General features: G+C 41.7%; 21 protein-coding genes. 10 read left to right on the forward strand and 11 right to left on the reverse strand.

Going from position 1 to position 23774, the window contains the following annotated elements:
• Positions 1–103: 103 nt before the first annotated feature.
• The 4 genes from tsaB (at position 104) to ACQ96U_RS03925 (ending at position 3904) form a co-directional block, all read left to right on the forward strand.
• On the forward strand, positions 104–781 hold the full coding sequence (gene tsaB / locus ACQ96U_RS03910; RefSeq protein ID WP_431719923.1) for a tRNA (adenosine(37)-N6)-threonylcarbamoyltransferase complex dimerization subunit type 1 TsaB: 678 nt from the start codon (positions 104–106) through the stop codon (positions 779–781).
• A gap of 568 nt (positions 782–1349) precedes the next feature.
• Positions 1350–2159 carry an undecaprenyl-diphosphate phosphatase gene (locus tag ACQ96U_RS03915; RefSeq protein ID WP_431719924.1) on the forward strand — a complete coding sequence of 270 codons (810 nt, stop codon included), beginning with the start codon at positions 1350–1352 and terminating at the stop codon, positions 2157–2159.
• Between the two features lie 498 nt (positions 2160–2657).
• Positions 2658–2987, forward strand: coding sequence for a hypothetical protein (locus ACQ96U_RS03920; RefSeq protein ID WP_431719925.1), 330 nt, complete (start codon positions 2658–2660; stop codon positions 2985–2987).
• Positions 2988–3103: 116 nt separating this feature from the next.
• Positions 3104–3904 carry a class I SAM-dependent methyltransferase gene (locus ACQ96U_RS03925; RefSeq protein WP_431719926.1) on the forward strand — a complete coding sequence of 267 codons (801 nt, stop codon included), beginning with the start codon at positions 3104–3106 and terminating at the stop codon, positions 3902–3904.
• A 32-nt stretch (positions 3905–3936) separates the two neighbouring features.
• On the opposite strand, the gene plsB is transcribed toward ACQ96U_RS03925, so the two are convergent.
• The 11 genes from plsB to metG all read right to left on the reverse strand — a co-directional run bounded on the left by plsB (position 3937) and on the right by metG (position 18024).
• A complete protein-coding gene (plsB, locus tag ACQ96U_RS03930) occupies positions 3937–6423 on the reverse strand; it encodes a glycerol-3-phosphate 1-O-acyltransferase PlsB (RefSeq protein WP_431719927.1) in 2487 nt (828 codons plus the stop codon).
• Between the two features lie 750 nt (positions 6424–7173).
• A complete protein-coding gene (locus tag ACQ96U_RS03935) occupies positions 7174–7551 on the reverse strand; it encodes a hypothetical protein (RefSeq protein WP_431719928.1) in 378 nt (125 codons plus the stop codon).
• A gap of 312 nt (positions 7552–7863) precedes the next feature.
• A complete protein-coding gene (gene dapE, locus ACQ96U_RS03940) occupies positions 7864–9000 on the reverse strand; it encodes a succinyl-diaminopimelate desuccinylase (protein ID WP_431719929.1) in 1137 nt (378 codons plus the stop codon).
• A gap of 155 nt (positions 9001–9155) precedes the next feature.
• Positions 9156–9791: an endonuclease III gene (nth, locus tag ACQ96U_RS03945; RefSeq protein ID WP_431719930.1), complete on the reverse strand. Its 636-nt coding sequence runs from the start codon at positions 9789–9791 to the stop codon at positions 9156–9158.
• Between the two features lie 46 nt (positions 9792–9837).
• Complete coding sequence (locus ACQ96U_RS03950) at positions 9838–10551, reverse strand: electron transport complex subunit E (RefSeq protein WP_431720133.1); 714 nt, start codon at positions 10549–10551, stop codon at positions 9838–9840.
• Positions 10544–11194: an electron transport complex subunit RsxG gene (gene rsxG / locus ACQ96U_RS03955; RefSeq protein ID WP_431719931.1), complete on the reverse strand. Its 651-nt coding sequence runs from the start codon at positions 11192–11194 to the stop codon at positions 10544–10546. Before rsxG ends, ACQ96U_RS03950 begins: the two co-directional genes overlap by 8 nt.
• A 6-nt stretch (positions 11195–11200) precedes the next feature.
• The gene (rsxD, locus tag ACQ96U_RS03960) at positions 11201–12259 is read right to left on the reverse strand and encodes an electron transport complex subunit RsxD (protein ID WP_431719932.1); all 1059 of its coding nucleotides are present in this window, start codon (positions 12257–12259) and stop codon (positions 11201–11203) included.
• Between the two features lie 12 nt (positions 12260–12271).
• The gene (gene rsxC / locus ACQ96U_RS03965; protein ID WP_431719933.1) at positions 12272–14515 is read right to left on the reverse strand and encodes an electron transport complex subunit RsxC; all 2244 of its coding nucleotides are present in this window, start codon (positions 14513–14515) and stop codon (positions 12272–12274) included.
• The gene (gene rsxB / locus ACQ96U_RS03970) at positions 14512–15096 is read right to left on the reverse strand and encodes an electron transport complex subunit RsxB (protein ID WP_431719934.1); all 585 of its coding nucleotides are present in this window, start codon (positions 15094–15096) and stop codon (positions 14512–14514) included. The genes rsxC and rsxB overlap by 4 nt, the downstream gene beginning before the upstream one ends.
• Positions 15097–15123: 27 nt before the next feature.
• Positions 15124–15720, reverse strand: coding sequence for an electron transport complex subunit RsxA (rsxA, locus tag ACQ96U_RS03975; RefSeq protein WP_431719935.1), 597 nt, complete (start codon positions 15718–15720; stop codon positions 15124–15126).
• Positions 15721–15987: 267 nt separating this feature from the next.
• The gene (metG, locus tag ACQ96U_RS03980) at positions 15988–18024 is read right to left on the reverse strand and encodes a methionine--tRNA ligase (RefSeq protein WP_431719936.1); all 2037 of its coding nucleotides are present in this window, start codon (positions 18022–18024) and stop codon (positions 15988–15990) included.
• A 994-nt stretch (positions 18025–19018) separates the two neighbouring features.
• Between metG and ACQ96U_RS03985 the strand changes: the two genes are divergently transcribed.
• From ACQ96U_RS03985 to ACQ96U_RS04010, 6 genes are all read left to right on the forward strand, one after another.
• Positions 19019–19492 carry a DnaT-like ssDNA-binding domain-containing protein gene (locus ACQ96U_RS03985; RefSeq protein ID WP_431719937.1) on the forward strand — a complete coding sequence of 158 codons (474 nt, stop codon included), beginning with the start codon at positions 19019–19021 and terminating at the stop codon, positions 19490–19492.
• The gene (locus tag ACQ96U_RS03990; protein WP_431719938.1) at positions 19389–20117 is read left to right on the forward strand and encodes a replication protein P; all 729 of its coding nucleotides are present in this window, start codon (positions 19389–19391) and stop codon (positions 20115–20117) included. Before ACQ96U_RS03985 ends, ACQ96U_RS03990 begins: the two co-directional genes overlap by 104 nt.
• Before the next feature lie 32 nt (positions 20118–20149).
• Positions 20150–21244 (forward strand): iron-sulfur cluster carrier protein ApbC, encoded by a 1095-nt coding sequence (gene apbC / locus ACQ96U_RS03995; RefSeq protein WP_431719939.1) that lies wholly within the window; start codon positions 20150–20152, stop codon positions 21242–21244.
• A gap of 137 nt (positions 21245–21381) precedes the next feature.
• Positions 21382–21966 (forward strand): dCTP deaminase, encoded by a 585-nt coding sequence (gene dcd, locus ACQ96U_RS04000; RefSeq protein ID WP_431719940.1) that lies wholly within the window; start codon positions 21382–21384, stop codon positions 21964–21966.
• Between the two features lie 151 nt (positions 21967–22117).
• Positions 22118–22990 carry a substrate-binding periplasmic protein gene (locus ACQ96U_RS04005; protein WP_431719941.1) on the forward strand — a complete coding sequence of 291 codons (873 nt, stop codon included), beginning with the start codon at positions 22118–22120 and terminating at the stop codon, positions 22988–22990.
• A 189-nt stretch (positions 22991–23179) separates the two neighbouring features.
• A complete protein-coding gene (locus tag ACQ96U_RS04010; RefSeq protein ID WP_431719942.1) occupies positions 23180–23695 on the forward strand; it encodes a CBS domain-containing protein in 516 nt (171 codons plus the stop codon).
• The last annotated feature ends 79 nt before the right edge of the window (positions 23696–23774 follow it).

Here is a 23774-nt window from a genome sequence, read left to right on the forward strand (position 1 = left end):
GGTTTTTTGGAAAAACAATTCATCTTAAAGTGTCTGCCGAATGTGAAGGGTAAAGTCATGTTCGAGGGAGAGCATTATTTACAATTAAATGTCTAGGTACACTATGAGTCGCATATTAGCTATTGATACAGCAACAGAAGCTTGCTCTGCAGCATTACTTATTGAGGGAGATGTCAAAGAATCTTTTATTGTTGCACCAAGGGAGCATAATGAGCGTATTTTACCTATGGTTGATGAATTGCTTGCAGGCGCAGGCTTAGATATACAACAGCTTGATGCTATAGCGTTTGGACGTGGTCCTGGAGCCTTTACAGGCGTCCGAGTGGCTGCAGGTATTGTTCAAGGATTGGCTTATGCGGCTGATTTACCCGTAATTGGTGTTTCAAACTTAGCTGCGCTTGCATATTACGCATTTCGTGTTTACCAACATGAAAAGGTTTTTACCGCAATAGATGCCAGAATGGATGAAATATACTTCGCTGCATATCAGGTAAGCGCTGAAGGGCAACAAACATTGCTAATTCCTGAAGCAGTTATTAGCCCTGAAGATGCAACAGGCTATCAAGACATGACTGGGTGGGTAGGTGTAGGTACTGGCTGGCGTTATTCTCAACGAATACCATTTACTCCTGAGGTTATTTATGAGGATCTTTTACCTCATGCTCAGGATATTGCTTTATTGGGTGAGCAAGCATGGAAACGAGGAGAGGCTATGTCACCAGAGCAAGCTATTCCTGTTTACTTACGTGATAATGTTGCGAAGAAAAAACAAGAAAGATAACCTTTTAGGTTGTCTTTCATTTCAACGTATACACATTAAGTACTTTGTTATTACCTTAGTTCTGTTTTAGTTTGTCTTTTCTTCTTTAAAAATGCGTGAGTGAGAGGATGTTTAAGTTCTGCGCTGATCCTGATGTATCTTTTGTGCCTTCATTGCAACACATTAGTCTATGTTGAGAGTATCCGTTACATGATAATAATGTGAAGTTTGTAGGTTTTACTGTTGATAGAAGTGCCTTATTGGGTAAAAAGTTTAGTTTGAGGAATCGGTCTTGGCTTATAATGCTTCCACTTTAAAAGGGGAAGTGTCTCTGTAGCCATTATATCCTTTATGAGTCATTTTTAAGTACACTGTTTTTAGTGCTTACTCTGATAAGAGGGAAGTTAATCTGTACTTACATGTTTTTAACAGATGAGTGAGTGGACGCTTTTTAATGAAAATATAGACAATTTACTTACCTCTTATCTGATTGTGGGTACAAATGAATAGTGTTGTAGATTTTTAAGCGAATAACATTTACGAGTATTTCGTTGGAAAAATAGGTTTATATAGGTTAGGTAGTGCATTTATGGATGTGATACAAGCGATTATTCTAGCGTTGATACAAGGGCTGACAGAATTTCTTCCTATATCAAGCTCTGCTCATTTGGTATTGCCTGCGCAACTACTGGGGTGGCCTGACCAAGGGTTAGCATTTGATGTGGCAGTGCATATAGGTACATTGATAGCGGTTGTTTTATATTTCAGGGATGACTTATGGTCTGTAATGAAAGGCATGCTGGAAGGAGTTTTTGGTGGGAAACACTCTTTTGAAGGGTATTTAGGTTGGTACATTATTTTGGGTACCATACCTGCTGTATTGTTTGGTTTAGCCATAAGCATTATGGATGTGGAAAATCAATTACGCTCAATCTTGATTATTGCCTGTACCACATTGATTTTTGGCATATTACTGGGATGGGCTGATCGTGCAGGAACGCTACAACGTCACTTAACCGAAATAACCTGGAAACAGGCTTTGCTTATTGGAATTGCTCAGGCGTTGGCTATTATTCCTGGTACATCGCGCTCAGGGGTCACCATTACTGCAGGACTTATGCTGGGGTTTACCCGAAATGCCGCCGCCAGGTTTTCATTTTTATTATCAATACCCGTCATCTTTGCGGCAGGTTTGTTAAAAACGAAAGACCTTATTGTAGCTACAGAACCTGTTGCCTGGGATGTGATTTTGGTGGGGGTTGTTGTAGCGGGCGTGAGTGCCTATATCTGTATTCATCTATTTTTAAGTATGATTGCACGGATGGGTATGATGCCATTTGTTATTTACCGTATTATCTTAAGTGCAGCTCTTTTTTTCGTTTACTTCACAAGTATTTAGTTTGTATTAAAGTGTATGTGAAATGTGAGGTTTCACAGGAAAAAAATCTCTTACTCAGAAGCGCCCTTTGGGCGTTTTTTTTTGCATGTTTTTCTTCTTCAGTCACTTTTATAGGTATTATTCTTAGCGCCAGTTCTTGGCTAGTCAGTAGGGATGCTTTGATATGTGCTTGAGTTTGATCACAGACTTCATCATCGAGTTTGGGGGATAGGCGTACAGTTTTTCCTAGCGTATTTAACTTTGTTCGCTGGAATCAATTTGTCCTTGTGATGGATATTAATGAAAGAAAGGCTACTTGCTCACGTGCAGAGAAAAAGCACTCGAGTTTTCATTTATTTACTGAGTAACCTGTTATACTACTAATAAGGTAATAGTGATGTAAAAAAATAAGTAAGGACATGTAATATATTTTAATGATTGCTCTAATTATTAATTTGAGCAATGGTTACAATAATAAATAGCAGGTAAAAGTTTTTATTGTGTGAGAGGAGTTGGGGTGTGGTTTCCAGTGTTGGTCATTTGACATCAGGTGCACAGTATCTGTTACCCAGAAGTTCAAATACGACACCGAAATCAGTTGAATCTATACAGCCGGTGGCAAGGGGGCATCACTCATCACAAGATGAAAGTGAACACCTGACTGAATCAATGTATAGACTTGTGCAAACTCAACGGGTGAATAAAAGTCGTCATACTGAACAATCATTCCAAACCCATGCTTATCAAGTGAATCCTCTACCAAGAAGTATTCGCACCTATACTGAAGTAGCTGAATTCGATTTAGAGCATGGGAGTACGGAGTTGTTTGGTATTGATGTTTATGTATAGATTTCCTTAAGCCGTTTTATTTGGTACTTTCCTTCCCTTCATAGATACCTTTTTCACTAGGTATTGTTGTATTTCTTCCGTTTAACCATTCGACACCATGCATGAAGGTAACACCCATGATGTGCTCAAAAAATACGGTTATTGTATTACCCGCGACTCCTGAAGGGTTACCTTATGCTAAAGAACTAGCGGATGAACTTGATTTACCACTAAAACTTCACAATGATGAAGTGGATTTAAATTCATCGCTGGCTTTAGTCGTTGATGAAGATAAAGTTAGCTTGGAAGCGTTATATGATAAAAAAATGGGACAAGTCTATGTCGATTTTGTTCATGGTCCAGTAGCTTTTCGAAGATTGCATGGCGGCGGCAAGGGGCAAGCTATTGCAAAAGCGATTGGTATTAAAAAACAATTCAAACCTTCAGTTTTGGATGCAACGGCTGGTTTGGGGCGGGATGCATTTGTTCTTGCAGTGCTTGGTTGTGAGTTGACATTATTAGAACGATCACCTGTTGTATTTAGTTTGCTACGTGATGGTTTAAGACGAGCACTAGAATGTCATGAGATTCAATCAATTATTGAAAGAATGACATTGCAGCCACTTCAAGATGCAAAATCGTTTTTAGCCGAATGTCAGCCAGAAAGTTTTGATTGTGTTTTCCTTGATCCTATGTTTCCACATCAAGATAAAAAATCAGCATTGTCAAAGAAAGAGATGCAACTTTTTCAGAAGCTGTTAGAAGGTGACAGTGACGCTGATCAGTTATTTGCAGATGCTTATACTACAGCACGCTATCGAGTTGTTGTTAAAAGGCCGCGAGTGGCACCACTTCTGGCTAATAAAAAACCTACTTTACAGTTAGCAGGAAAAGCTAACCGGTTTGATATTTATGTTAAAAAAGGCATACCACAATAATACAATATGCCTTAGACTGGAAAATTGCTTAATCACTGTTTATTTAGATGTACAGTGGCTAGTTGCTGAATAGCTTGTCGTGCTTCGTTAGGAAGTACATAACGAGCACTATTAAGTATGACATGAATATTATGAGTAAATGATAAGTTTTTTTGTTCATCAGCTTGAACCAGGTCTTGTTGGCGAAGCGTTTCTATAAAGTTCTTGAAAAGCGATTTATCAAAAAACTCAGGTGCGTTTATGCCTTGTATAAAGGATAAGCGTTGGGCAAGTTCATGACATTGTTTTTCCAGCGTATCTCTGTTTATTTGGCCGCTACCACTTCGAATCAATAAACTTAGTGCCATATAAAAGCGCTCTAACGTTTGTATAATTGTTTTACCAAGAAAATTAAAAGTGACTGAAGTGACGGACTCTGGGTTTGGACTTTGTAGCCAGCCATTTTCTCGTTGCAAAATGGCGTGTTCGACAAGTATATCCAGCCATTGTTTGAGCAGATGACTAAAATGATCTGGTTGCCAAGGTAAAAAAAGCTCTGTACGTAAGTAAGGGTATATTTTGTTACACATCGGTAAAAGGTCTGCTTCTTTAATTCGAGAACTATTATTAAAGAAACAACTAATAAGGGAAGGTATTGCAAAAAGATGTAACGTGTTATTACGGTAATAGGTCATTAACACAGCATGCTTGCCCTCTACATAGATTACATCCCCCAGAGAGTCAGTCTGTCGACGGATAAACCCTAGCTTTTCGACATAAAGAATCGTTTCTGCTGGTGTTTTGGGTGTTGATATAATACGTGCACTGTAGGGCAGTTTTTCTAATAGCCAATGGTAAAAAGTTAACTGTTCTGTTAACGATTCTTCACTCATTGCTTGTTTGGGGGCTGATAACAACGCGGTAGCAATATGGTTTACTGGATTGACGACAGCAGCAGCATTGATATGACAGTTAATAGTATTTGCCAGTTGCTGAGTTAAGCTACGAAACCAGGACTGTCGTGTAATAATACTAAGTGGCTCTGAGGAAATGTTAGATTGCCAATCTGGTTGTTTTTGCAGTAAAAACTGATTGAGTAAAATAGGTTCACCAAAATTAACCCATACTTCGCCAAATTCTTTTTTCAAGGCTGAAAGAATACGTAAAATATCAAGGGGTGACTCAGCTTTTTTCGCTTTTCCGCGTAACTCACCAAGGTAAGTAGTTCCTTCCAATACGCGTTCATAGCCAATATAAACAGGCACAAAACAAAAAGGTTTTCGTTGATCTTTTAAATAGCTTTGTAGCGTGAGTGCTAGCATTCCTGTTTTAGGCTGTAGTAATCGACCTGTTCGGCTACGACCACCTTCAATAAAGTATTCTGTAGGGAAACCACGCGTCAGTAAAGTATGCAAGTATTCATTAAAAACAGTGGTATAAAGTTTATTTCCTTTAAAACTTCTACGCATAAAAAATGCTCCACCCCGACGAAGTAAACCTCCAACAAGTGGCATGTTTAGGTTTATTCCTGCTGCAATATGAGGGGGGCTTAAGTTTTGTTTGTAGAGCACATAAGATAATAGTAGATAATCGATATGGCTACGATGACAAGGGACATAGATAATTTCGTGGTCTTTAGCCAATTGTTGGATAGGTTCAATGTGATTTACTTGAATGCCATTGTAGAGCTTATTCCAAAACCAGGTCAGTACAATATCTAAAAAGCGTATTGCAGGGTAGCGAAAGTCAGAGACAATTTCATTCGCATATTTCCGGGCTTTACTTTTTAATCGACTAATATTGTCGTGTGTTGCGTTAGCCTGATCGAGAATGGCTTGCTTAACAGGTTGACTATGTAGTAGCTGATTAACCAATGTCTTTCGGTGAGAAAGCTCAGGACCTGTAACTGCAGTACGTAATTGACGAAAGTGGACTCGCAGAATTCTTGCTAATTTACGCACTGTACGATTGGTTGAGAGTTGTTCATCGACTAACTCTCTTGTAGCTAACGGTGTGCTGAAATTAATCATTGTCTGTCGACCATGGACCAGTACAGCAAATAATTTACGTAAACGGCCACCGACAGCATAATCATAGGTAAACAGTAATTTAAACGCTGATTGTTCTTTAAGGGGGGAACGGCCCCAAAAAATCGTCACTGGAATGAGTTGAATATTTTTTTCTGGGTGGCGTTGTAAGAATGTAATAAGCTGGTGTAATTGATCAGATGGTTTGGGTGGGGGAAAGATTCGCCAAATGGTTGGTTGTTGAATTAAATGTAAACAGTTGGGGAGTAGCTGATTATGGGTGACGATGAGTTTTTGGTTTGGAGAAGCTAGTCCCTGCCTTTGGCAAATTTCCTCAAGGACTAGCGTATCAAATAATGACTGACGAGCTAGAATATAGCAAATTCCATCGCTTTCTTTTAATGAGGGTATTGAGGGTAATTCACCTAAGTAATTGGTTTTAACCCATAAAAATAGGACTTTTCGTAAACAGCATCTTAAAAGAGATTTGAGTTGAATTGATATCTTCGACATTTTTTGTTTTTTTCCAGATACTTAAGTATTTCCCCTTATTAATACGAAAACTACAGTTAAATAAAAGTTTCTTTCTTTAACTATAGTTTTTATGTAGACCTCTTTTGAGGGAGGGGTGGTCAAGTATTGATTTTGTTTTTAATAATTCTGTTCATATTGGATGGGTAAGCTTCCACTGTGAGATAAGCAATCATTTGCTTTTGGCTTTATATCACTTTTATTACTTTTTACATCTTGTCGCTACGGTGTTTTGATTAAAGCGTAATGGGGCTTATTGTGTGATTGACGTGTTTGCTTTAAAAAACGTAGTAGTGATAATCTTAAAAAATGCTTTAGTGTGCTGGGTATAGATATTTAGTGATTAATACTGTTGACTTTATCTTGTAATGTACTCATGGCTGTAAACCTATTAAAAACCTACTGGAGATGCGGTATAAAATTCACTATTTTTAGAGGTACCCTTAAGTGAGATTGACTGGCTCATGAAGGGTAAATAGCGTCATTGAGGTGTTAAAGTTGCTTTTAACAGAAACGATTTTAAATACTGCCAAATACTTAATGAGGCGAGTATTCAAGTACATACACCGTACTATGTATTTCAGGAGGCTTTTATGCATTATGCTGTTACGTATCCACGGCTCTAAGTCGCCTTTGAAAATAGCTTTGTGACGACTCATCGCCATAATGCAAAGGCTGTATTATAAAAAGTAAGCTTGATGAATAATCAGAATGGGGAGCGTGTTAACTTATTTACTCTTGCCAGCTTATAATACCTTCACCTTGATGGGTAATCCGCCACCATTCATTATCCGCTGCTTCTTCTTCCTGCCAGAATGTACCATTACAACGTATTTCTGTGTCAAAAAATTCAAAAGCATCACGTGCGCATTCAATATCTGTTTCCCAAGGTGTTTCTGCTGAGTTAAACCATATACTGGTAAAGGCGCGACCGGCTGCTCGTTCAACAACCATAACGGGTATGTTCATACCTTGCCAATCAACATTATATTGATGAGTACGCCCCTCTTTATTGACTAACTCAACGCTATCAAAGCGGTCATCCAGCCAATCTTCAATAAGGTCTGGCGTAGTGTTTTTTACATAGATTTCAATATCAGGTAATTGCATGGTTGTTACTCTCTTGGGAAAACTAGTTATCCAACCCTGTCAAGAGCACCTAAGCTAACACGGGTAGTATAGACCTAGCAATGCTACTCACCAGTTAATCTTTATACTCAATGCTTTTAATCTGCTGAATTGTGATAATGAAAAGAGAGTTAATGAGTTATACACCAAACGCTGTTTGTGTAAAGCGTAGGTTGGTGAGCTTATTCAAACACTTAATGTTAAATCTATATTGAACCGTATGTGCTTCTGTTAACCTGAACTCAGGTTAACAGGACGATTGTAGTAGAAACAAAAAAAGCACTTACTAGAGTGTTAACCCAGAAGATTAATCATGATGCGTTCGTATATTGAGGAGAGTGTTTCAAGTTCTGAAATACGTGTACATTCATTCACTTTATGGATTGTGTCATTACAGGGGCCTAATTCAATCACTTCTGTACCATAAGGTGCTATGAAGCGTCCATCTGAAGTGCCACCAGAGGTAGATAATGTAGAATGAACTCCTACTTCAGCATGAATGGCAGCTTGAGCGGCATCAATGAGACGTCCTTGCGCTGTTAAAAAGGGACTGCCAAATAACGTCCAGTCAATATGATAATCTAGTTGGTGCTGTTGCAAGATATGGTGGGTTCTGGCTTGAAGCTCTTCAGCAGAAGATTCCGTAGAAAAACGAAAATTAAACATCACTTGTAGCTCACCAGGCACGACATTACCTGCACCCGTACCCGCATGGATGTTGGAAATCTGGAAACTGGTTGCGGGGAAAAAATCGTTGCTTTTATCCCACTCAGTCGTTGATAAGTCGGCAAGTGCAGGAGCTGCCAGATGGATGGGGTTTTTTACTAAGTGAGGGTAGGCCACATGACCCTGAATACCTCGGATGGTGAGTTCACCGGTCAATGAGCCGCGACGTCCATTTTTAATTACATCACCCACATATTGGGTGCTTGAAGGTTCTCCAACAATACACCAGTCGATGTAATCATTCCGGTCGCTGAGGTACTCCATCACTTTACGTGTGCCATTAACCGCAGGACCTTCTTCATCACTGGTAATTAGCCATGCTAAAGATCCCTGGTGATTTGGGTAGGCGTTAAGAAAGCGTTCAGTAGCAGTCACCATCGCGGCTAAGCTGCCTTTCATATCAGCGGCACCACGTCCATATAGGTAATCATCTTTAATTGTGGGGGTAAAAGGTGGTGTATGCCATTCTTCTTTAGGGCCTGTAGGTACAACATCTGTATGACCTGCAAAAGCAAGTACAGGTCCACTATTTCCTTTGCGTAACCAGATATTTTCAACCTCACCAAAGCGCAAACGTTCGACATGAAAGCCTAAAGGTTGTAAGCGACTGATAAGGAGGGTTTGACAGTCTGCATCTTCTGGAGTGATAGACGGTCGGGCGATAAGATCACAGGCTAATGCTAAGGTGGGGGATGTGGTCGTCATAAAGCAGCTATTGCTCCCATTGAAACAGAGGGGATCACAAATAATATACTCATTTGCTTTGTTACCCCCTCCATACTGGCCAGGTCAGAGAGTGTGTTAGTGTGTACTTTCTTTTATTTATGAAGCTGGATAAATAAATAGCTTGGCAAATAAACCTAGGCTATGGTTTTTTCTTTATATTCACATAAGTCTTCAATGATACAAGAGTTGCACTGCGGTTTACGTGCTTTACATACATAACGACCATGTAGAATTAACCAGTGATGGGCATCGAGTAAAAAGTCCTTGGGAACAACCCGAAGCAGACGTTTTTCGACTTCAAGTACATTTTTACCTGGTGCTATTCCTGTGCGGTTAGACACACGAAAAATATGGGTATCAACAGCCATCGTTGGTTGTCTAAATGCGGTATTTAACACAACATTAGCTGTTTTTCTGCCAACACCAGGTAACGACTCCAAAGCTTCTCGGGTATCAGGTACCTCAGAATTATATTTTTCTATGAGAATTTGGCAGGTTTTAATGATGTTTTCAGCTTTAGCATTGTATAGCCCGATGGTTTTAATGTATGACTTTAGTTTTGTTAAACCAAGGGCGAATATTTTTTCAGGTGTGTTGGCGATAGGGAACAGCTTAACAGTTGCCTTATTGACCCCTACATCGGTTGCTTGTGCTGAAAGTATCACCGCTATCAGCAGTTCAAATGGCGAATTGTAGTTTAACTCTGTTGTGGGATTGGGGTTTTGGGCCTGCAACCGTGAAAATATCTGCTGTCGTTTTTCTTTATTCATTATTCATTTTACTATCATGGGTAATGAAACTGCACTATGACAGGTGTTAGTTTATCTGGCCTGTAACCCTAACACGTTTGCTACCTTTTTCAACGGGTGCTGACTTTTGTTTAGCACGCTCAGCCAAATGCTGGTCAATGATATTTTTAAGTGCAATCAAAAAGCCCATAAATACAAAAGCGCCAGGAGGTAAAATAGCAAACAGAAACTTTTTATAGTCAGTGATTACGGTTATCTCCCAGTGGCGCGCAACATCACCCAACAGGAGATGCATATTACTGAACAAGGTGCCCTGGCCTATCAACTCTCTAACCGCGCCAAGCAAGAGAAGGATAGATGCAAAACCAAGCCCCATTGTGCAGCCATCCACTATAGAGGGGACTAACGGATTTTTGGCTGCAAAGCTGTCAGCTCGACCCAAAATAATACAGTTGGTAACAATGAGTGGGATAAAAATACCTAATATTTGGTATAGCTCATAGGTGAAGGCTTGCATGAGAAGCTCGACACAGGTAGTAAATGAGGCAATGATCATGACAAATGCCGGTAAACGGATGGCATCAGTGACCTGTTTGCGAATGAGGGAAACAACTAAGTTTGAGCAGGTTAATACTACAGTTGTTGCCAACCCCAATCCTAATGCATTTACGACACTGTTTGATACGCCAAGTAGGGGACAAAGCCCTAATAATTGAACAATGGCTGGGTTGTTTTTCCAAAAGCCATCAGCCGCGACAGTGGACAGTGGTTTGTTAGCCATCATGAGTCCTCAGTTGTTGCAGACCTTGCTGAAATAGGGTGTCTTGATGCTTGTTAAAGTAGTCTAAGGTGCGTTTAACAGCACCAACCACTGCTCTGGGCGTAATCGTGGCTCCTGTGAATTGGTCAAAGTCGCCACCATCCTTTTTAACAGCCCACTTTGCTTGATTTGGGTTTGTTAAAGATTTACCTGCAAAACCAAGAATCCAGTCTGATACTTTGGTATCAATGGCATCACCTAGGCCTGGTGTTTCTTTATGAGAAATGACACGTACACCACTCAATGTGCCATCAGCGTAGATTCCTACCAGTAATAAAATCCGGCCATTGTAACCATCCGGTGCTGTTGCTGGCAGAATGATTGCTGATGGCTGTTGTTGTTGAAAAGCGACATAGCCTTGAGCAGGCTTCTCATTGCCTAAGTCCTCATTGGGGGTAATGCTGATAGCGGTTTTGAGTAAGTCATTGTCATGACTTTCTTCAGGTAATATTTCATATAACGCTTTGGCTTCTGCCTCACGAATTTGGTCAGCAATTCGATCTTTGGTCAGTGCATAGGTAACAGCAATAACACCAACCGTCAGTGTTGCAAATACACCTAATAGTAAGCTGTTACGGGTAATGGCAATCCCTATTACATTCATGGGCAATTAATCCGGTTTTGCTAAGCCTCGATTAGGCTTTTTATGGCCATAGGTTCTAGGTTGGGTGTAGTAGTCAATGGTGGGGGCTGCCATATTCATCAGTAATACGGCAAAGGCTACACCATCAGGGTAACCACCCCAGGTACGAATGATATACGTCAGTACACCAATGCCTGCTCCAAATATAAAGCGCCCTTTATTACTGGCTGCTGAAGTTACTGGGTCTGTGATAATGAAGAACGCACCTAGCATGGCGGCACCACTTAACCAGTGAAAAAGAGGGGAGCCGTGACTGTTGGAGCCTTCACCACCATAAAACAAGGTTGCCATTACACCCAGCGTAAGCAGCATACCTGCTGGTGCATGCCAGGTGAAAATGCGTTTATAGAGTAGCCAGCCTCCACCCAGCAAGTAAGCTATATTGACCCACTGCCAGCCTTTGCCTGCCCAGTTAGAAAAAACGGGATTGGTAGCCCATAGCTCTTCAAGGGTCAGGCTGTTATTTTCACGAAGGATATCTAAAGGGGTGGCCATGGTCATTGCATCGAGTGTACTGACAGGCATGCTGCCAGTGAACAGGTGGAGTGAGGTCATGAAGTCCAGAACCCCTTGACCTTCACGAACCCCTAATGCCGGCAGCCAGGCACTCATTTCTAATGGAAATGAAATGAGTAATAGCACATAGCCAAGCATGGCGGGATTAAAGAGGTTTTGACCCATTCCACCATAAAGATGCTTGCCAATAATAATCGCAAAACTTGTTCCTATCAGCGTTAGCCACCAGGGTGCTGAAGGAGGAATTGCCAAAGCAAGAAGTACAGCGGTTACAACAGCGGTATAGTCCTGTAGGAAAAAACGAAGAGGCCGTTTGCGTAGTTTAATAACCAATGCTTCAGAGCTTACCGCAATAATCGAAGCCCATACTAAGTTGATTAAAACGCCCCAGCCAAAAAAGTAAACGCTAACTAACAAACCGGGGATCAAAGCCATCAAGACATTTAGCATGATGGCCTGTGTTGAGTTTGGCTTGATGGTATGTGGCGAGGTTTGTCGAATGAGTGTCATAGCATAACCTCTTTAGACGTCAGCCAATGAAGACGATGTGTGTTGCTGGTGTTCAGAAAGTGCTGACTCTACATCAGATAAAGCCTTTTCTGCTACCTCTATTTCTTCTTGCGAAGGGGCTGTTTCTGCCTGTTCAGCTAGCTTATTCAGCTTACGTAGCTGTGCTTTTGCCATCGCCACCTGGATTTTAAGGGTCTTGGTTTTTTCATCTAATGGCTGTTTTTTGGGCTTCTTACTTGCTGTGTCTTTTGAGTGAGAGGGTTCTGTTAAAGAAGGGTTAGCTTTAGCAAGTGCTTGTTCTGCTTCAGTAAGAGCTGCTTGTTTTTCAGCAATATCTGCTTTAAGCGCATCCTGATCGGCGGCGTTATTTTCTGCTGCTGAAGCATAAGCGCGTTCTGCTTTTTTCAGTGCAGCTTTCGCTTGGGCCAGTTTAATTTGAAATACTTTCAGGTCAGGACCTGATCCAGTTTTTTCTTGTGATGTCGTGGCATCAGTGGGAGTACTTGCCTGATCTGAATCGTTTGGTGTGGCAGTGGCAAGAGCTTTTTCAAGAGACTGCTGTTGTTGTTGGAGTCTATCTAAATCATCTTGTTGCTTGGCATCAGGGGCTGAGCCGCTTTGTTCAATACTGCGTTGCAGCTTTTTAAGTTGTGCACTGACCATTGCAAGCTGGATTTTTAACTCTTTCTGTTCTGCAGAAAGCAGTGGTCTAGTTTTACTTGGTGCTTTTTTAGCCTTGGCTCTTTCCAGTGCGGCTTGAATTTCTTGTTTTGGTTGTTCGCTACTTGAAGCTTTTTCTGCAGCGGCTGCTTTGAGTCGAGCTGCTTTCTCTGCATTCGCTTTTCGTTTGGCTTCTTTGGCGGCAGCTTCTTTAGCCAATCGATCTTGTCTGGCTTCAAAACGCTGCTTAGATTGCGCTGCTTTCTGTTGCATCAGCTCCTGCTGGCGGATGATACCTTTTGCGCCTCGGTAGTACTGCACCAAAGGAATATGACTTGGGCAAACATAGGCACAAGCTCCACACTCGATACAGTCAAACAAGTTATGGTGTTGTAGTTGAGCGTATTCTTTGCCTTGCGCAAACCAAAACAGCTGTTGAGGAAGCAAGGAAACAGGGCATGCTTCAGCACAGTGGCCACAGCGAATACAGGATTGAGCGGGAGGAGCAGGAGACAGCTCAGTCTGAGAACCAGCAATTAAACAGTTAGTCGTTTTTATAACAGGTACAGCAAGTGATTGCAGGGTAAAGCCCATCATTGGCCCCCCCATGACTAGGCGCGCTAGCTGCTCTGGGTGTAAGCCCGCTTGCTCTAATAGGAAATCAACAGGTGTACCTAACCTGACTTCAAAATTACCTGGTTGTTGCAGTGCTTCTCCTGTGATGGTGGTAATTCTGGAAATTAATGGTTTACCAAGAATAACCGCATCGTGAATAGCGGCGGCAGTACCCACATTTTGGCAAAGGATGCCGATATCTGCAGGTAAACTACCACTGGGCACTTCTTTACCCGTAAGGATTTGAATAAGCTGTTTCTCTCCACCTGAAGGGTATTTGGTTGGAAAAACCACTATTTCAATTGTCGTGTTTTCGGCAGCTTTTTTTAAGGCCGCTATGGCTTCAGGTTTATTGTCTTCTACTCCAAGCAAGCATTCCGTGGGTTTGACCAGATACTGGAGGATTTTTATACCACTAATAATTTGCTCTGCACGCTCTCTCATTAGCATGTCATCAGCGGTAATGTAAGGCTCACATTCTGTACCATTGATGATGAGGGTTTTAATAGCCGATTCTGCTCGAGCTGCTAACTTTACTGCCGTGGGAAAGCCTGCACCACCTAACCCGGTAATGCCTGCTTGTTGGATAATTTCAAGAAGCTTTTCTGCGGAAAGTGAAGTGTAATCTTCATTGCTGATTAATGAAGTCCATAGGTCTTGCCCATCACTTTGAATTTCTATACAAGGTTCAGACATGCCAGACGCATGAGGTACAGCCATTGGGCCAATTGCGGTTACGGTACCTGAAACTGAAGCATGCACGGGTGCGCTGACAAAACCATTGGCTCTGGCAATACACTGTCCCGTTAGCACCTGATCACCAACAGCAACGACAGGTTCAGCTGGTGCACCTATGTGCTGGCTTAAAGGTAATATGACTTTTTCTGGTAGTGCGGCAATTTTGATAGGTTGCTGTGTTGACTGATGCTTGTTTTCAGGAGGATGAATGCCTCCCGTTAGAGGCCATGTTTTACGTGTCATGCAGCATGCCCCCGTCCAGCATCAGTGGCGATTAAGTTTACAGGGGCGGGTGGTAATTCCCATGACCAGGTTTTTGTGGTGACTTCAATGGGTCTCATTTCAATACAATCAACAGGGCAGGGCTCAACACAAAGGTCGCAACCAGTACATTCATTGACGATCACTGTGTGCATTTGTTTGGCAGCACCAAGAATGGCATCAACAGGACAGGCCTGAATGCATTTTGTACAACCAATGCATTCATCCTCCCTTATATATGCCACTGTACGAGGTTTTTCCTCACCATGAGCTTCATCCAGAGGCATAGGTTCGACATCAAGTAAGTCAGCAAGTGAGGCAATGGTGCTTTCGCCACCAGGAGGGCACTTATTAATGACATCACCGTCTGCAATGGCTTCAGCATAAGGGCGGCATCCAGGATAGCCACACTGGCCGCACTGAGTTTGTGGCAACAGCGCATTGATTTGATCAACAAGTGGGTCGCCTTCTACTTTAAACCGCACTGAAGCAAAGCCAAGTATGGCCCCAAAAATGAGTGCCAGGGTCAGCAGAGCAAGTATGGCGTAGACAATAATCTCCATGGGTGACTGCCTGTGTTTAACTACAAATTAAAGCTTGATAAGTCCAGTAAAGCCCATAAAGGCCAGTGACATTAAACCTGCGGTGATCATACCTATGGCCGCTCCCCGAAAAGGTTGAGGGACATCAGCCAAGGCCAGTCGCTCACGCATTGCTGAAAACATGACTAATACCAGTGAAAAGCCCACAGCAGCACCAAAGCCATAAGCAGCAGAACCTAGAAGTGAGCTGTGCAGCCGGTTACTGTTAAGCAGGGCAACACCAAGCACAGCACAGTTAGACGTGATCAGAGGTAGAAATACACCCAGTACACGATAAAGCAGAGGGCTGGCTTTGCGGACAACCATCTCGGTAAATTGCACAACAACGGCGATGACCAGAATAAAGGCAATGGTTTTTAAAAAGGTTAAGTCCAGTGGCTTTAAAATGTACTCATAAGTGATATAGCTGGTAATTGAAGCCAAAGTTAGTACAAAGGTTGTTGCCAGTGACATACCCATTGCAGTTTCCAATTTATTGGAAACCCCCATAAATGGACAGAGTCCAAGGAACTGCACAAGTACAAAGTTGTTCACCAAAATTGCACTGGTCAAAATAAGTGCAATTTCACTGGCTGAATCAAGCATGCTAAAAATACCATCTACTGGAATAAGTGCGATAAGAACGCTGTGATTTAACGGGAGCTGTCACTAAATGGCTGAATGACTATTATCAGCCAGCTTTTTATGCCATACAAGATGATAGGGCATAAGTTTTAAGTCAAATATGTTATAAGCTTAATTGGCATTGCTATAGGTAGCAGTCGCTTCCATTACAAAAGTTCATGATATGGACACACAAGTAAGTTAAGGCAGACTTGCAGTCCATATCATTACATTAGATAAATTAAGTGACTAGAGGACTCGCATACCTGGCTTAGCACCATTATCTGGATGAATCAGCCATAGATCTTTGCCACCAGGACCAGCACAAAGCACCATACCCTCAGATAAACCAAAGCGCATCTTTCTTGGTTTAAGGTTAGCGACAACAACAGTATATTTGCCAACCAGTTGTTCAGGGCTATAGGCACTTTTAATTCCAGAAAAGACTGTACGACTTTGTCCACCTAAATCCAATGTCAGCTTTAGCAGCTTTTCTGCCCCTTCAACATGCTCTGCGTTGGCAATCAGGGCAACGCGTAAGTCAACTTTGGCAAAATCCTCAAAGTTGATTTCGTCAAGAATAGGTTCTTTATTTAGTGGGCTATCTGCAGGTATTGCTTGTTGCTTGGGGGCAAGACTTTCTTTAGATGCATCAACCATTGCGCTGATTTTTTTAGGGTCAACACGGGTCAACATAGCACTAAAGGGTTGAATAGAATGATTGAGTAAAACGCTATTAACATCTTGCCACTGGAGCGGTTTAATATTAAGGAATGCTTCTGTTTCTTTAGCCAAAGTAGGAATGATGGGCTTCAAATACAGCATAATTAGCCGGAACAGATTAATACCTACGGTACAAACATTCAGAACCTGTTGTTCTTGTCCAGGTTGCTTAGCCAAGACCCAAGGCGCTTGATCATTGATGTAGGTATTGGCTTTATCTGCTAGAGCCATGATCTCACGGACGGCTTTGGCAAACTCACGCTGCTCATACAAAGAAGCTATTATAGAGGCTTTGTCTGCAAACTCTGCAATTAAGGTAGGTTCACTGTTTTCACTAGAAAGTACACCACCTTGTTTTTTGATGAAGTTGGCGCAGCGGCTAGCAATGTTAACAACTTTACCAACTAAGTCGGCATTAACACGCTGACAAAAATCTTCTAGGTTCAGGTCAATATCATCAATACGACTGTTGAGCTTAGCCGCATAATAGTAACGAAGATAAGAAGGGTTTAAGTGATCCAGATAGGTCCGAGCGGTGATGAATGTACCTCTGGATTTTGACATCTTCTCATTATTGACAGTGAGATAGCCATGTACACAAACTTGAGTGGGGGTGCGATAGCCTGCACCGGATAGCATGGCAGGCCAAAATAGGCAGTGGAAGTTAACAATGTCTTTACCAATGAAATGGTAAACTTCGGTCTTACTTTCAGGGCTCCAGAAAGTATCAAAATCAAGGTCATCACGTTGATCACAGAGATTTTTAAAGCTTGCCATGTAGCCTATAGGGGCATCCAGCCAAACATAAAAGTATTTGCCAGGGGCTTCTGGTATCTCAAAACCAAAATAGGGAGCATCACGGGAGATATCCCAGTCTTGTAAGCCACTATCCAGCCATTCTGCAAGCTTGTTGGCGATTTCTGGTTGGACTCGGCCACTTGTTGTCCATTTCTGTAAAAAGTCAGTGAACTCACTGAGTTTGAAAAAATAATGTTCAGACTGTTTGGTTACCGGTTTGGCACCAGACAGCGTGGATACTGCGTTTTTGAGTTCTGCTGGTGAGTAGGTGGCACTGCACACCTCGCAATTATCACCATATTGGTCCGCAGCACCACACCGGGGACACTCGCCCTTAACATAGCGATCAGCTAAAAACATATGCTTTTCAGGGTCATAGGCTTGGCTGATGGTCTTTTTGGAAATATGTCCTGCAGAGCGTAGTGCTAAGTAAATGGTTTCAGAAAGCTCGCGATTTTCTTCAGAGTGTGTGGAGTAGTAGTTATCGAACTCAATAGAAAATTCACCAAAGTCTTTGATGCGCTCAGCATTGATGTTTTTAACCAGCTCATCAGGTGTGATACCTAGCTTTTCTGCATGGAGACTGATGGCTGTGCCGTGGGCATCATCTGCACATACATAAATACACTGGTGGCCACGCATTTTTTGAAAACGGACCCAAATATCAGTTTGAATGTACTCCACTAAATGTCCCATATGCAAAGGACCATTTGCATATGGGAGGGCACTTGTTACCAGGATGTTTCGTTTAGCTTCTTGGGTCATGGTCAGCCAGTATCTCAATTCTAAAGTTCAATAAGGGAGCCAATTATAATGCCAAAGATGCAGGGTTTCACCCAGCAATAGTTCAGGTTTTTGCCAGCTTTTAATGTTAGCGAACACTTATGGGGTAACACTAGGCAGTTCTTCAACTAACAAATGTTGACAGAAAAAGGTTGGCATCAGTCAAGGTACCTCTTTTACAATTAAGGGTATAAATGACTGATACACTACGTTTGATGCATTGATTTGTGTGTGAAGTTGCTTGGTTTACCTTGTTAAGAGGCAGCTGGTATTACCGGGTGCAGTATATCATTTGGCTTGAGGCGTTGAGTGGCTTTTTATCTCAAAGAACAGAAGCGGTGTCCTGACATATGGGGCGTGCCAATGGGTCACTCATGTGGAGCAACAATTGGGTAATGCCATTTACATAGAAATGTTAGGTAAATAGCAACATTGAAGCAATATACTGCCGTGCCAAATGTTAAGCTTAGGAAAATCATACTGCACATGTTTTCTGTTTCTTCATACCTTAGTTGTCGTCAAATAGGTGTTGTCAAAAAAGTAGTGTCGTTTAAGAAAACAGCTTTGTCTTATGTATGATAGAATGCCTTACATAAATTGAACTCAACTGCGGTATGTTGAGATAACATGCGTCTATCACTTATGAAGAGTGCTTAGATTGCGAAAAACGAGAAACGTACTGATTCTTCTTGCTCGATATTCAGATATGTCTATAATCGTCGCCCCTTTCTCTTCATTGGTTGAAGGAAGGAAATGTAAAGTTAGCCCGTTAAGGCTGAACTTTGGGCGAAAGGAATTCTCCCATTGCTCTGTAAAGTAAGCCATGCTGGTCTTAATTGACTGGCGTGCTTTCTAGTAGGAGGTCGTGCTAAGTAAAGACCTTAGTAACAAGACACGCACAAGATGTAAAGTACGTTGAAATAGCTGGAGCGGCCTTTGCTTTGGTAACAGCGGGTAGATAGCAAGCAGGTATGTTATGAGCAATGATCGAAAACGATACAATCGTTTACTCAATCAAGGAGTTCCTCCTTGGGAAATCGTTACAGCAGAAACTGCCCAAGATGCACCTCAGCACCCAGTTTTTGGCCGTGGTCGAGAGGTTGATCAGCAGCGCTCAGAAAACCAGGATGGTATGTCTGGAGCGAGAGTGCAACCATTACCTGAGGACTTTGAGCCTGATCCTCGTTATGTTGAGTGGCTTGCCATTCACTATGGAATTCCGGCAGAATTTATTTGGAAACAACTACCTGATTTCAAGTTATACTGGCTGGAAACAGGTGAAGCACGTAAAGCTTGGCAAAATCGATTTAAAAACCATGTGATCTATCAGTGGAAGCGCCAGCAAAGTGAAAGACGGCAAAACACTCATCAATCAACGGCTGAAGAACTTACAGACTACAGCTGGGCCAACAAATTCCGCTTCGAAAGCGGCGTCGAGCGATCTGACTAAGTATTACCAGGCCATCAATGCTGTTTTTCGTAAACTAAGAGCGGCATCGCCTATTAAGTTTCGGTCTGCTTTTCCAACACAAGATGATATTGAAGTGGCGAAGTCGCTATGGCTTGACATGCTTAAAGAGTATACGCCTGAACGAATCGTCAATGCAGCAGACCTTGCGATTCGCCATACTGAGTTCTTTCCTGACCTTAAAGAGATTCTTCACTATTGCAGGCTGCGTTATGAGGAGCTTGGCTTAAAACAGCCCCTGGCAGCCTATTATGAAGCCTGTAATGTGACGGAATTTTCACCTGACTACTGTTGGTCTCATCCTGCTGTTTATTTAGCGGCTAAAGCGACGGGCTGGATGGTGCTCCGTACTGAAGAACAACGAATAGCTTATCCCTTGTTCAAACGCAATTATGAGCAGTTGTGTCAACGGCTATTGGATGGTGAATCGCTTGATGCACCTATTGCTCTAGCTTTAGAGCACAAGAAGGCCTCTATTCAAGAAATGGTTGAAAGACAGTCTAATAAGCAGCTTCAAGCGGCCATGCAGGCTCAGGGCATTAATCCTAAGGGGGGAAGAGCCGCTTTTCTTGCACTGCGATCAAAACTTAAAAAATCTTCAGATTAATCTTTTCAACGTCCTTTTTGGTGGGAGTAAGTATGACCCAACGCATACACCAACATGTTGAATTGTTGGTAGCGCAATCATTACAGTCGCACTTGGATATTCCTCTAACAGCACATGAAGTGATTAAGCATATTAATATCAATGGCGGCCATGTTGATATTACGATCGACTTAAATTTTCCTGCAAATGATATTAAGCAAGCATTTGAAGAGACTCTCCAGCAGGGACTTCTCTCGCTTCCAGATGTATCAACGGTGAATATAGAGGTTAACTGGGCGATACCTAATTTTCCTCGTTTAACGCAGATACCCGCTTTACAGCAGGTCAAAAATATTATTGCTGTCGCTTCAGGTAAAGGGGGGGTGGGGAAATCAACGACCACGGCAAACTTGGCTTTGGCGCTTTCACAGGAAGGTGCCCGAGTAGGTGTATTGGATGCAGATATCTATGGACCCAGTCAAGGGATGATGCTTGGGGTTGCTGAAGATGTTCGTCCAGAAACCATTGAGGATAAATACTTTAAACCATTGATTGCCCATGACATTCAAGTGATGTCTATGGCGTTTCTGGTAACGGATAAAACGCCCATGGTGTGGCGTGGTCCTATGGTGAGTGGAGCATTACAACAGCTGCTACAACAAACACTATGGCAATCATTAGATTACCTTATTATTGATATGCCGCCTGGTACTGGTGATATTCAACTGACGTTAGCCCAGAAAGTACCTGTAACGGCTGCAGTTATGGTCACCACACCTCAAGATATTGCTTTGCTTGATGTATGCAAAGGGATTGAGATGTTCCATAAAGTGAAAGTCCCAGTAGCCGGTATTGTCGAAAATATGGCCATGCATGTGTGTAGTCAGTGTGGTCATATAGAGCCAATATTTGGTGAAGGTGGTGGCGCCCAGCTAGCGGATGAATATCATGTTCCTTTATTAGGATCTTTGCCGCTTGATTTAAAAATTCGCCAGCAAACCGATAGTGGTACACCAACAGTACTTGCCGAACCAGAAAGTCAGATTGCTGAGCGCTATCGAGTGATGGCAAGAAATATGGCAGTACAGCTGGGTAAAATCACAGCGTCAATGTCATCTGGACCTACGATCTCTATTGCTGATGATTAATCATAAACGCGATGTGATGAATTTTAGCTCGGTACAGTTGAGTTGAGAGCAATCTTAACCTAGCTAAAACAGGCGTCATGTCTAAACTGATTTGCATATATTATTGATGAGTTACGATTTCTTCTGGAGTAGACAACATGAGACTGTGTGATCGTGATATTGAAGCATTGATGGAACAAGGGGCTATTGTTATCGATCCACAGCCACCGTTATCTCGAATTAATGGTGTCAGTGTTGACTTAACACTGGGTAATAGCTTTCGGGTATTTAATGATCATGCAGCCCCCTATGTTGACCTAAGTGGCCCTAGGGAAGAGATGGATCGCGTGCTTGACTCGATTATGAGCAAGGAAATTATTCTGGATGATGAAGAGTCCTTCTTTTTACACCCTGGCGAATTGGCACTGGCTGTTACTAAAGAATCCGTGACGCTACCAGATAATATCGTTGGTTGGCTTGATGGCCGTTCATCTTTGGCACGTTTAGGGTTGATGGTGCATGTTACTGCACATCGAATTGACCCTGGTTGGAGTGGCCAGATTGTTTTAGAGTTTTTTAATGGTGGAAAGCTACCCCTCGGTTTAAAACCCAATATGACGATTGGTGCTATTAATTTTGAAACAATGACGGGTTCAGCGCTACGTCCCTATAATAAGCGGCAAGATGCTAAATACCGTAATCAGTCAAGTGCAATAGCCAGTCGAATTAGTCGTGATAGTTAAATAAATTCAGCTGAATGCCGAATTTAGTTTGACATTTTATACTTTTCATCATGATGAATTAATGAACGGCATTTTTCAGCAGGGTGGGGAATTTGTGCTTTAGTTATAGTATAGAATTTTAGTTTTTACTATAAAGGCTGGAGTTTTACCCTTGAGTCCTCAAAGCACTAAAGTATTTTGTGGGTTATTTATAGCCTTTCGCTGTATAGAGACGTTACTGACTGGTCCTAAACGGCGCTTATTTTCTAGTTTTTTTTATGGAGTCCTTATTTTAATTGTAGGACTTTTTCCTTCTTTACTTTCCCCTCCCAGTGTGGCGGCAGAAAAAAAAGAAATGCCCCGAGTACTTTATGTCAGTGATCCCTGGCCACCTTATATTTTGGGTGATATTGGACGCCCTGCCACTGGTGGCGTCGCAGTAAATTTTGCAAGAGAATTGCTGAAGCGCCTTGGCTTTCAAATGGATACAATGCTTTATCCTTGGGAAGAATGTTTAAGGATGATCCATGAGCATACCGCGGATATTGTTTTTCCTCTTATTCAGACACCTGAGCGATCGGGCTACATGACATTTAGCCAGACAGTTTTTATATCTCATGATCGTGTGTGGTATTTGAGGCAACGTGGTGAACCTGTTCAATGGCAATTAATGAGTGATTTGTATCCCTATCGACTAGCAACGATACGTGGCTATAGCCATGGTGTGGATATGGATAAAGCCATAGAAGAAAATAAGTTTAAAGAAGTTTTTTATGGTGCAGATCACTTGGAAAATATTGCTAAGCTGATGAATAATGAAGTGGATCTAATGATTTCTGATGAACAGGTAATGCAGGATATTATCCGTCGCCATCCTAAGTGGCGAGACAAATTTAGTTTTGCAAGAAAAGCGATTAGTAAAAGTCAATATAAAATAGCTTTTTCCAAAGGGTCCAAATTAAGTTCTCGTATAGATGATATTAACCTAGAAATAAAGCGTATGCGCTCAGATGGTAGTTTGCGAAAAATATTTTCAAATTATTAAGTTCTGATGATCGCAATCAATATCATAGTATACTTGCTTGGTCATACTTATCTGTAAAGATAAATTAAAGGACATAGGTAAGACTGAACGGGTATAGTCTTATGGATGTAGTTTTATGGATATAGCCTTATAAAAGCTAGGTTATATTATATATTTAAAAGAAATAGCCATCAGGAATAGGGCATTGTCATGTTGGAATCATCAATAATTGAAAATAATATGCGAGATGTATTTCAGGGACAAAAAGCATCTGACTTAATGACAACGCAGATTTTGACTGCACATTATGATTGGTCTGTGAATCAGCTGGCTGATTTTCTAGTTGATCACCAAATATCTGGGGCGCCTGTCATTGATGAGTCGGGCAAGTTATTAGGTGTTGTAACCCTCACGGATTTAGTTCGATATGCTAGCTTACAGTCTGAAGAACCTCCCATACGTGATTCAAGTTTCTATCAGGCATTAGATAACTATAGGTTGTCCAGTGAAGAGCGTAATGCATTTCGGGTGACGGTAGATGGCTCAACGCTTGTCGCTGATATTATGACACCGTTAGTTTATGAGGTTGAGCCTGATACACCGCTTGTGCAAGTTGCTGACGCAATGGTTCGAGGACAGATTCATCGTGTTTTGGTAACAAATAATAAGGAAGTTGTAGGAATTATTTCTGTTTTGGATTTGCTAAAAGCGGCTATTTTATTATAAGTATTTTAATGATACAGCAATATTCCGTATCTATTGCGTTGGTTACTTTCTTACTTATAGTTATTTAGGTTTTTTCATT

The sequence above is a fragment of the Zooshikella sp. RANM57 genome, from assembly GCF_050749885.1.
Lineage (GTDB): Bacteria > Pseudomonadota > Gammaproteobacteria > Pseudomonadales > Zooshikellaceae > Zooshikella.

What these genes read in the sequence shown, in the direction of transcription:
- tsaB (WP_431719923.1), top strand. Translation starts at nt 104, where the DNA reads ATGAGTCGCATATTAGCTATTGATACAGCAACAGAAGCTTGCTCTGCA.
- rsxB (WP_431719934.1), bottom strand. Translation starts at nt 15,096, where the DNA reads ATGGAGATTATTGTCTACGCCATACTTGCTCTGCTGACCCTGGCACTC.
- ACQ96U_RS03985 (WP_431719937.1), top strand. Translation starts at nt 19,019, where the DNA reads ATGAGCAATGATCGAAAACGATACAATCGTTTACTCAATCAAGGAGTT.
- apbC (WP_431719939.1), top strand. Translation starts at nt 20,150, where the DNA reads ATGACCCAACGCATACACCAACATGTTGAATTGTTGGTAGCGCAATCA.
- dapE (WP_431719929.1), bottom strand. Translation starts at nt 9,000, where the DNA reads ATGACGACCACATCCCCCACCTTAGCATTAGCCTGTGATCTTATCGCC.
- ACQ96U_RS03950 (WP_431720133.1), bottom strand. Translation starts at nt 10,551, where the DNA reads ATGGCTAACAAACCACTGTCCACTGTCGCGGCTGATGGCTTTTGGAAA.
- nth (WP_431719930.1), bottom strand. Translation starts at nt 9,791, where the DNA reads ATGAATAAAGAAAAACGACAGCAGATATTTTCACGGTTGCAGGCCCAA.
- ACQ96U_RS03925 (WP_431719926.1), top strand. Translation starts at nt 3,104, where the DNA reads ATGATGTGCTCAAAAAATACGGTTATTGTATTACCCGCGACTCCTGAA.
- ACQ96U_RS03915 (WP_431719924.1), top strand. Translation starts at nt 1,350, where the DNA reads ATGGATGTGATACAAGCGATTATTCTAGCGTTGATACAAGGGCTGACA.
- ACQ96U_RS03935 (WP_431719928.1), bottom strand. Translation starts at nt 7,551, where the DNA reads ATGCAATTACCTGATATTGAAATCTATGTAAAAAACACTACGCCAGAC.
- rsxG (WP_431719931.1), bottom strand. Translation starts at nt 11,194, where the DNA reads ATGAATGTAATAGGGATTGCCATTACCCGTAACAGCTTACTATTAGGT.
- metG (WP_431719936.1), bottom strand. Translation starts at nt 18,024, where the DNA reads ATGACCCAAGAAGCTAAACGAAACATCCTGGTAACAAGTGCCCTCCCA.
- dcd (WP_431719940.1), top strand. Translation starts at nt 21,382, where the DNA reads ATGAGACTGTGTGATCGTGATATTGAAGCATTGATGGAACAAGGGGCT.
- rsxC (WP_431719933.1), bottom strand. Translation starts at nt 14,515, where the DNA reads ATGACACGTAAAACATGGCCTCTAACGGGAGGCATTCATCCTCCTGAA.
- ACQ96U_RS04010 (WP_431719942.1), top strand. Translation starts at nt 23,180, where the DNA reads ATGTTGGAATCATCAATAATTGAAAATAATATGCGAGATGTATTTCAG.
- rsxA (WP_431719935.1), bottom strand. Translation starts at nt 15,720, where the DNA reads ATGCTTGATTCAGCCAGTGAAATTGCACTTATTTTGACCAGTGCAATT.
- plsB (WP_431719927.1), bottom strand. Translation starts at nt 6,423, where the DNA reads ATGTCGAAGATATCAATTCAACTCAAATCTCTTTTAAGATGCTGTTTA.
- rsxD (WP_431719932.1), bottom strand. Translation starts at nt 12,259, where the DNA reads ATGACACTCATTCGACAAACCTCGCCACATACCATCAAGCCAAACTCA.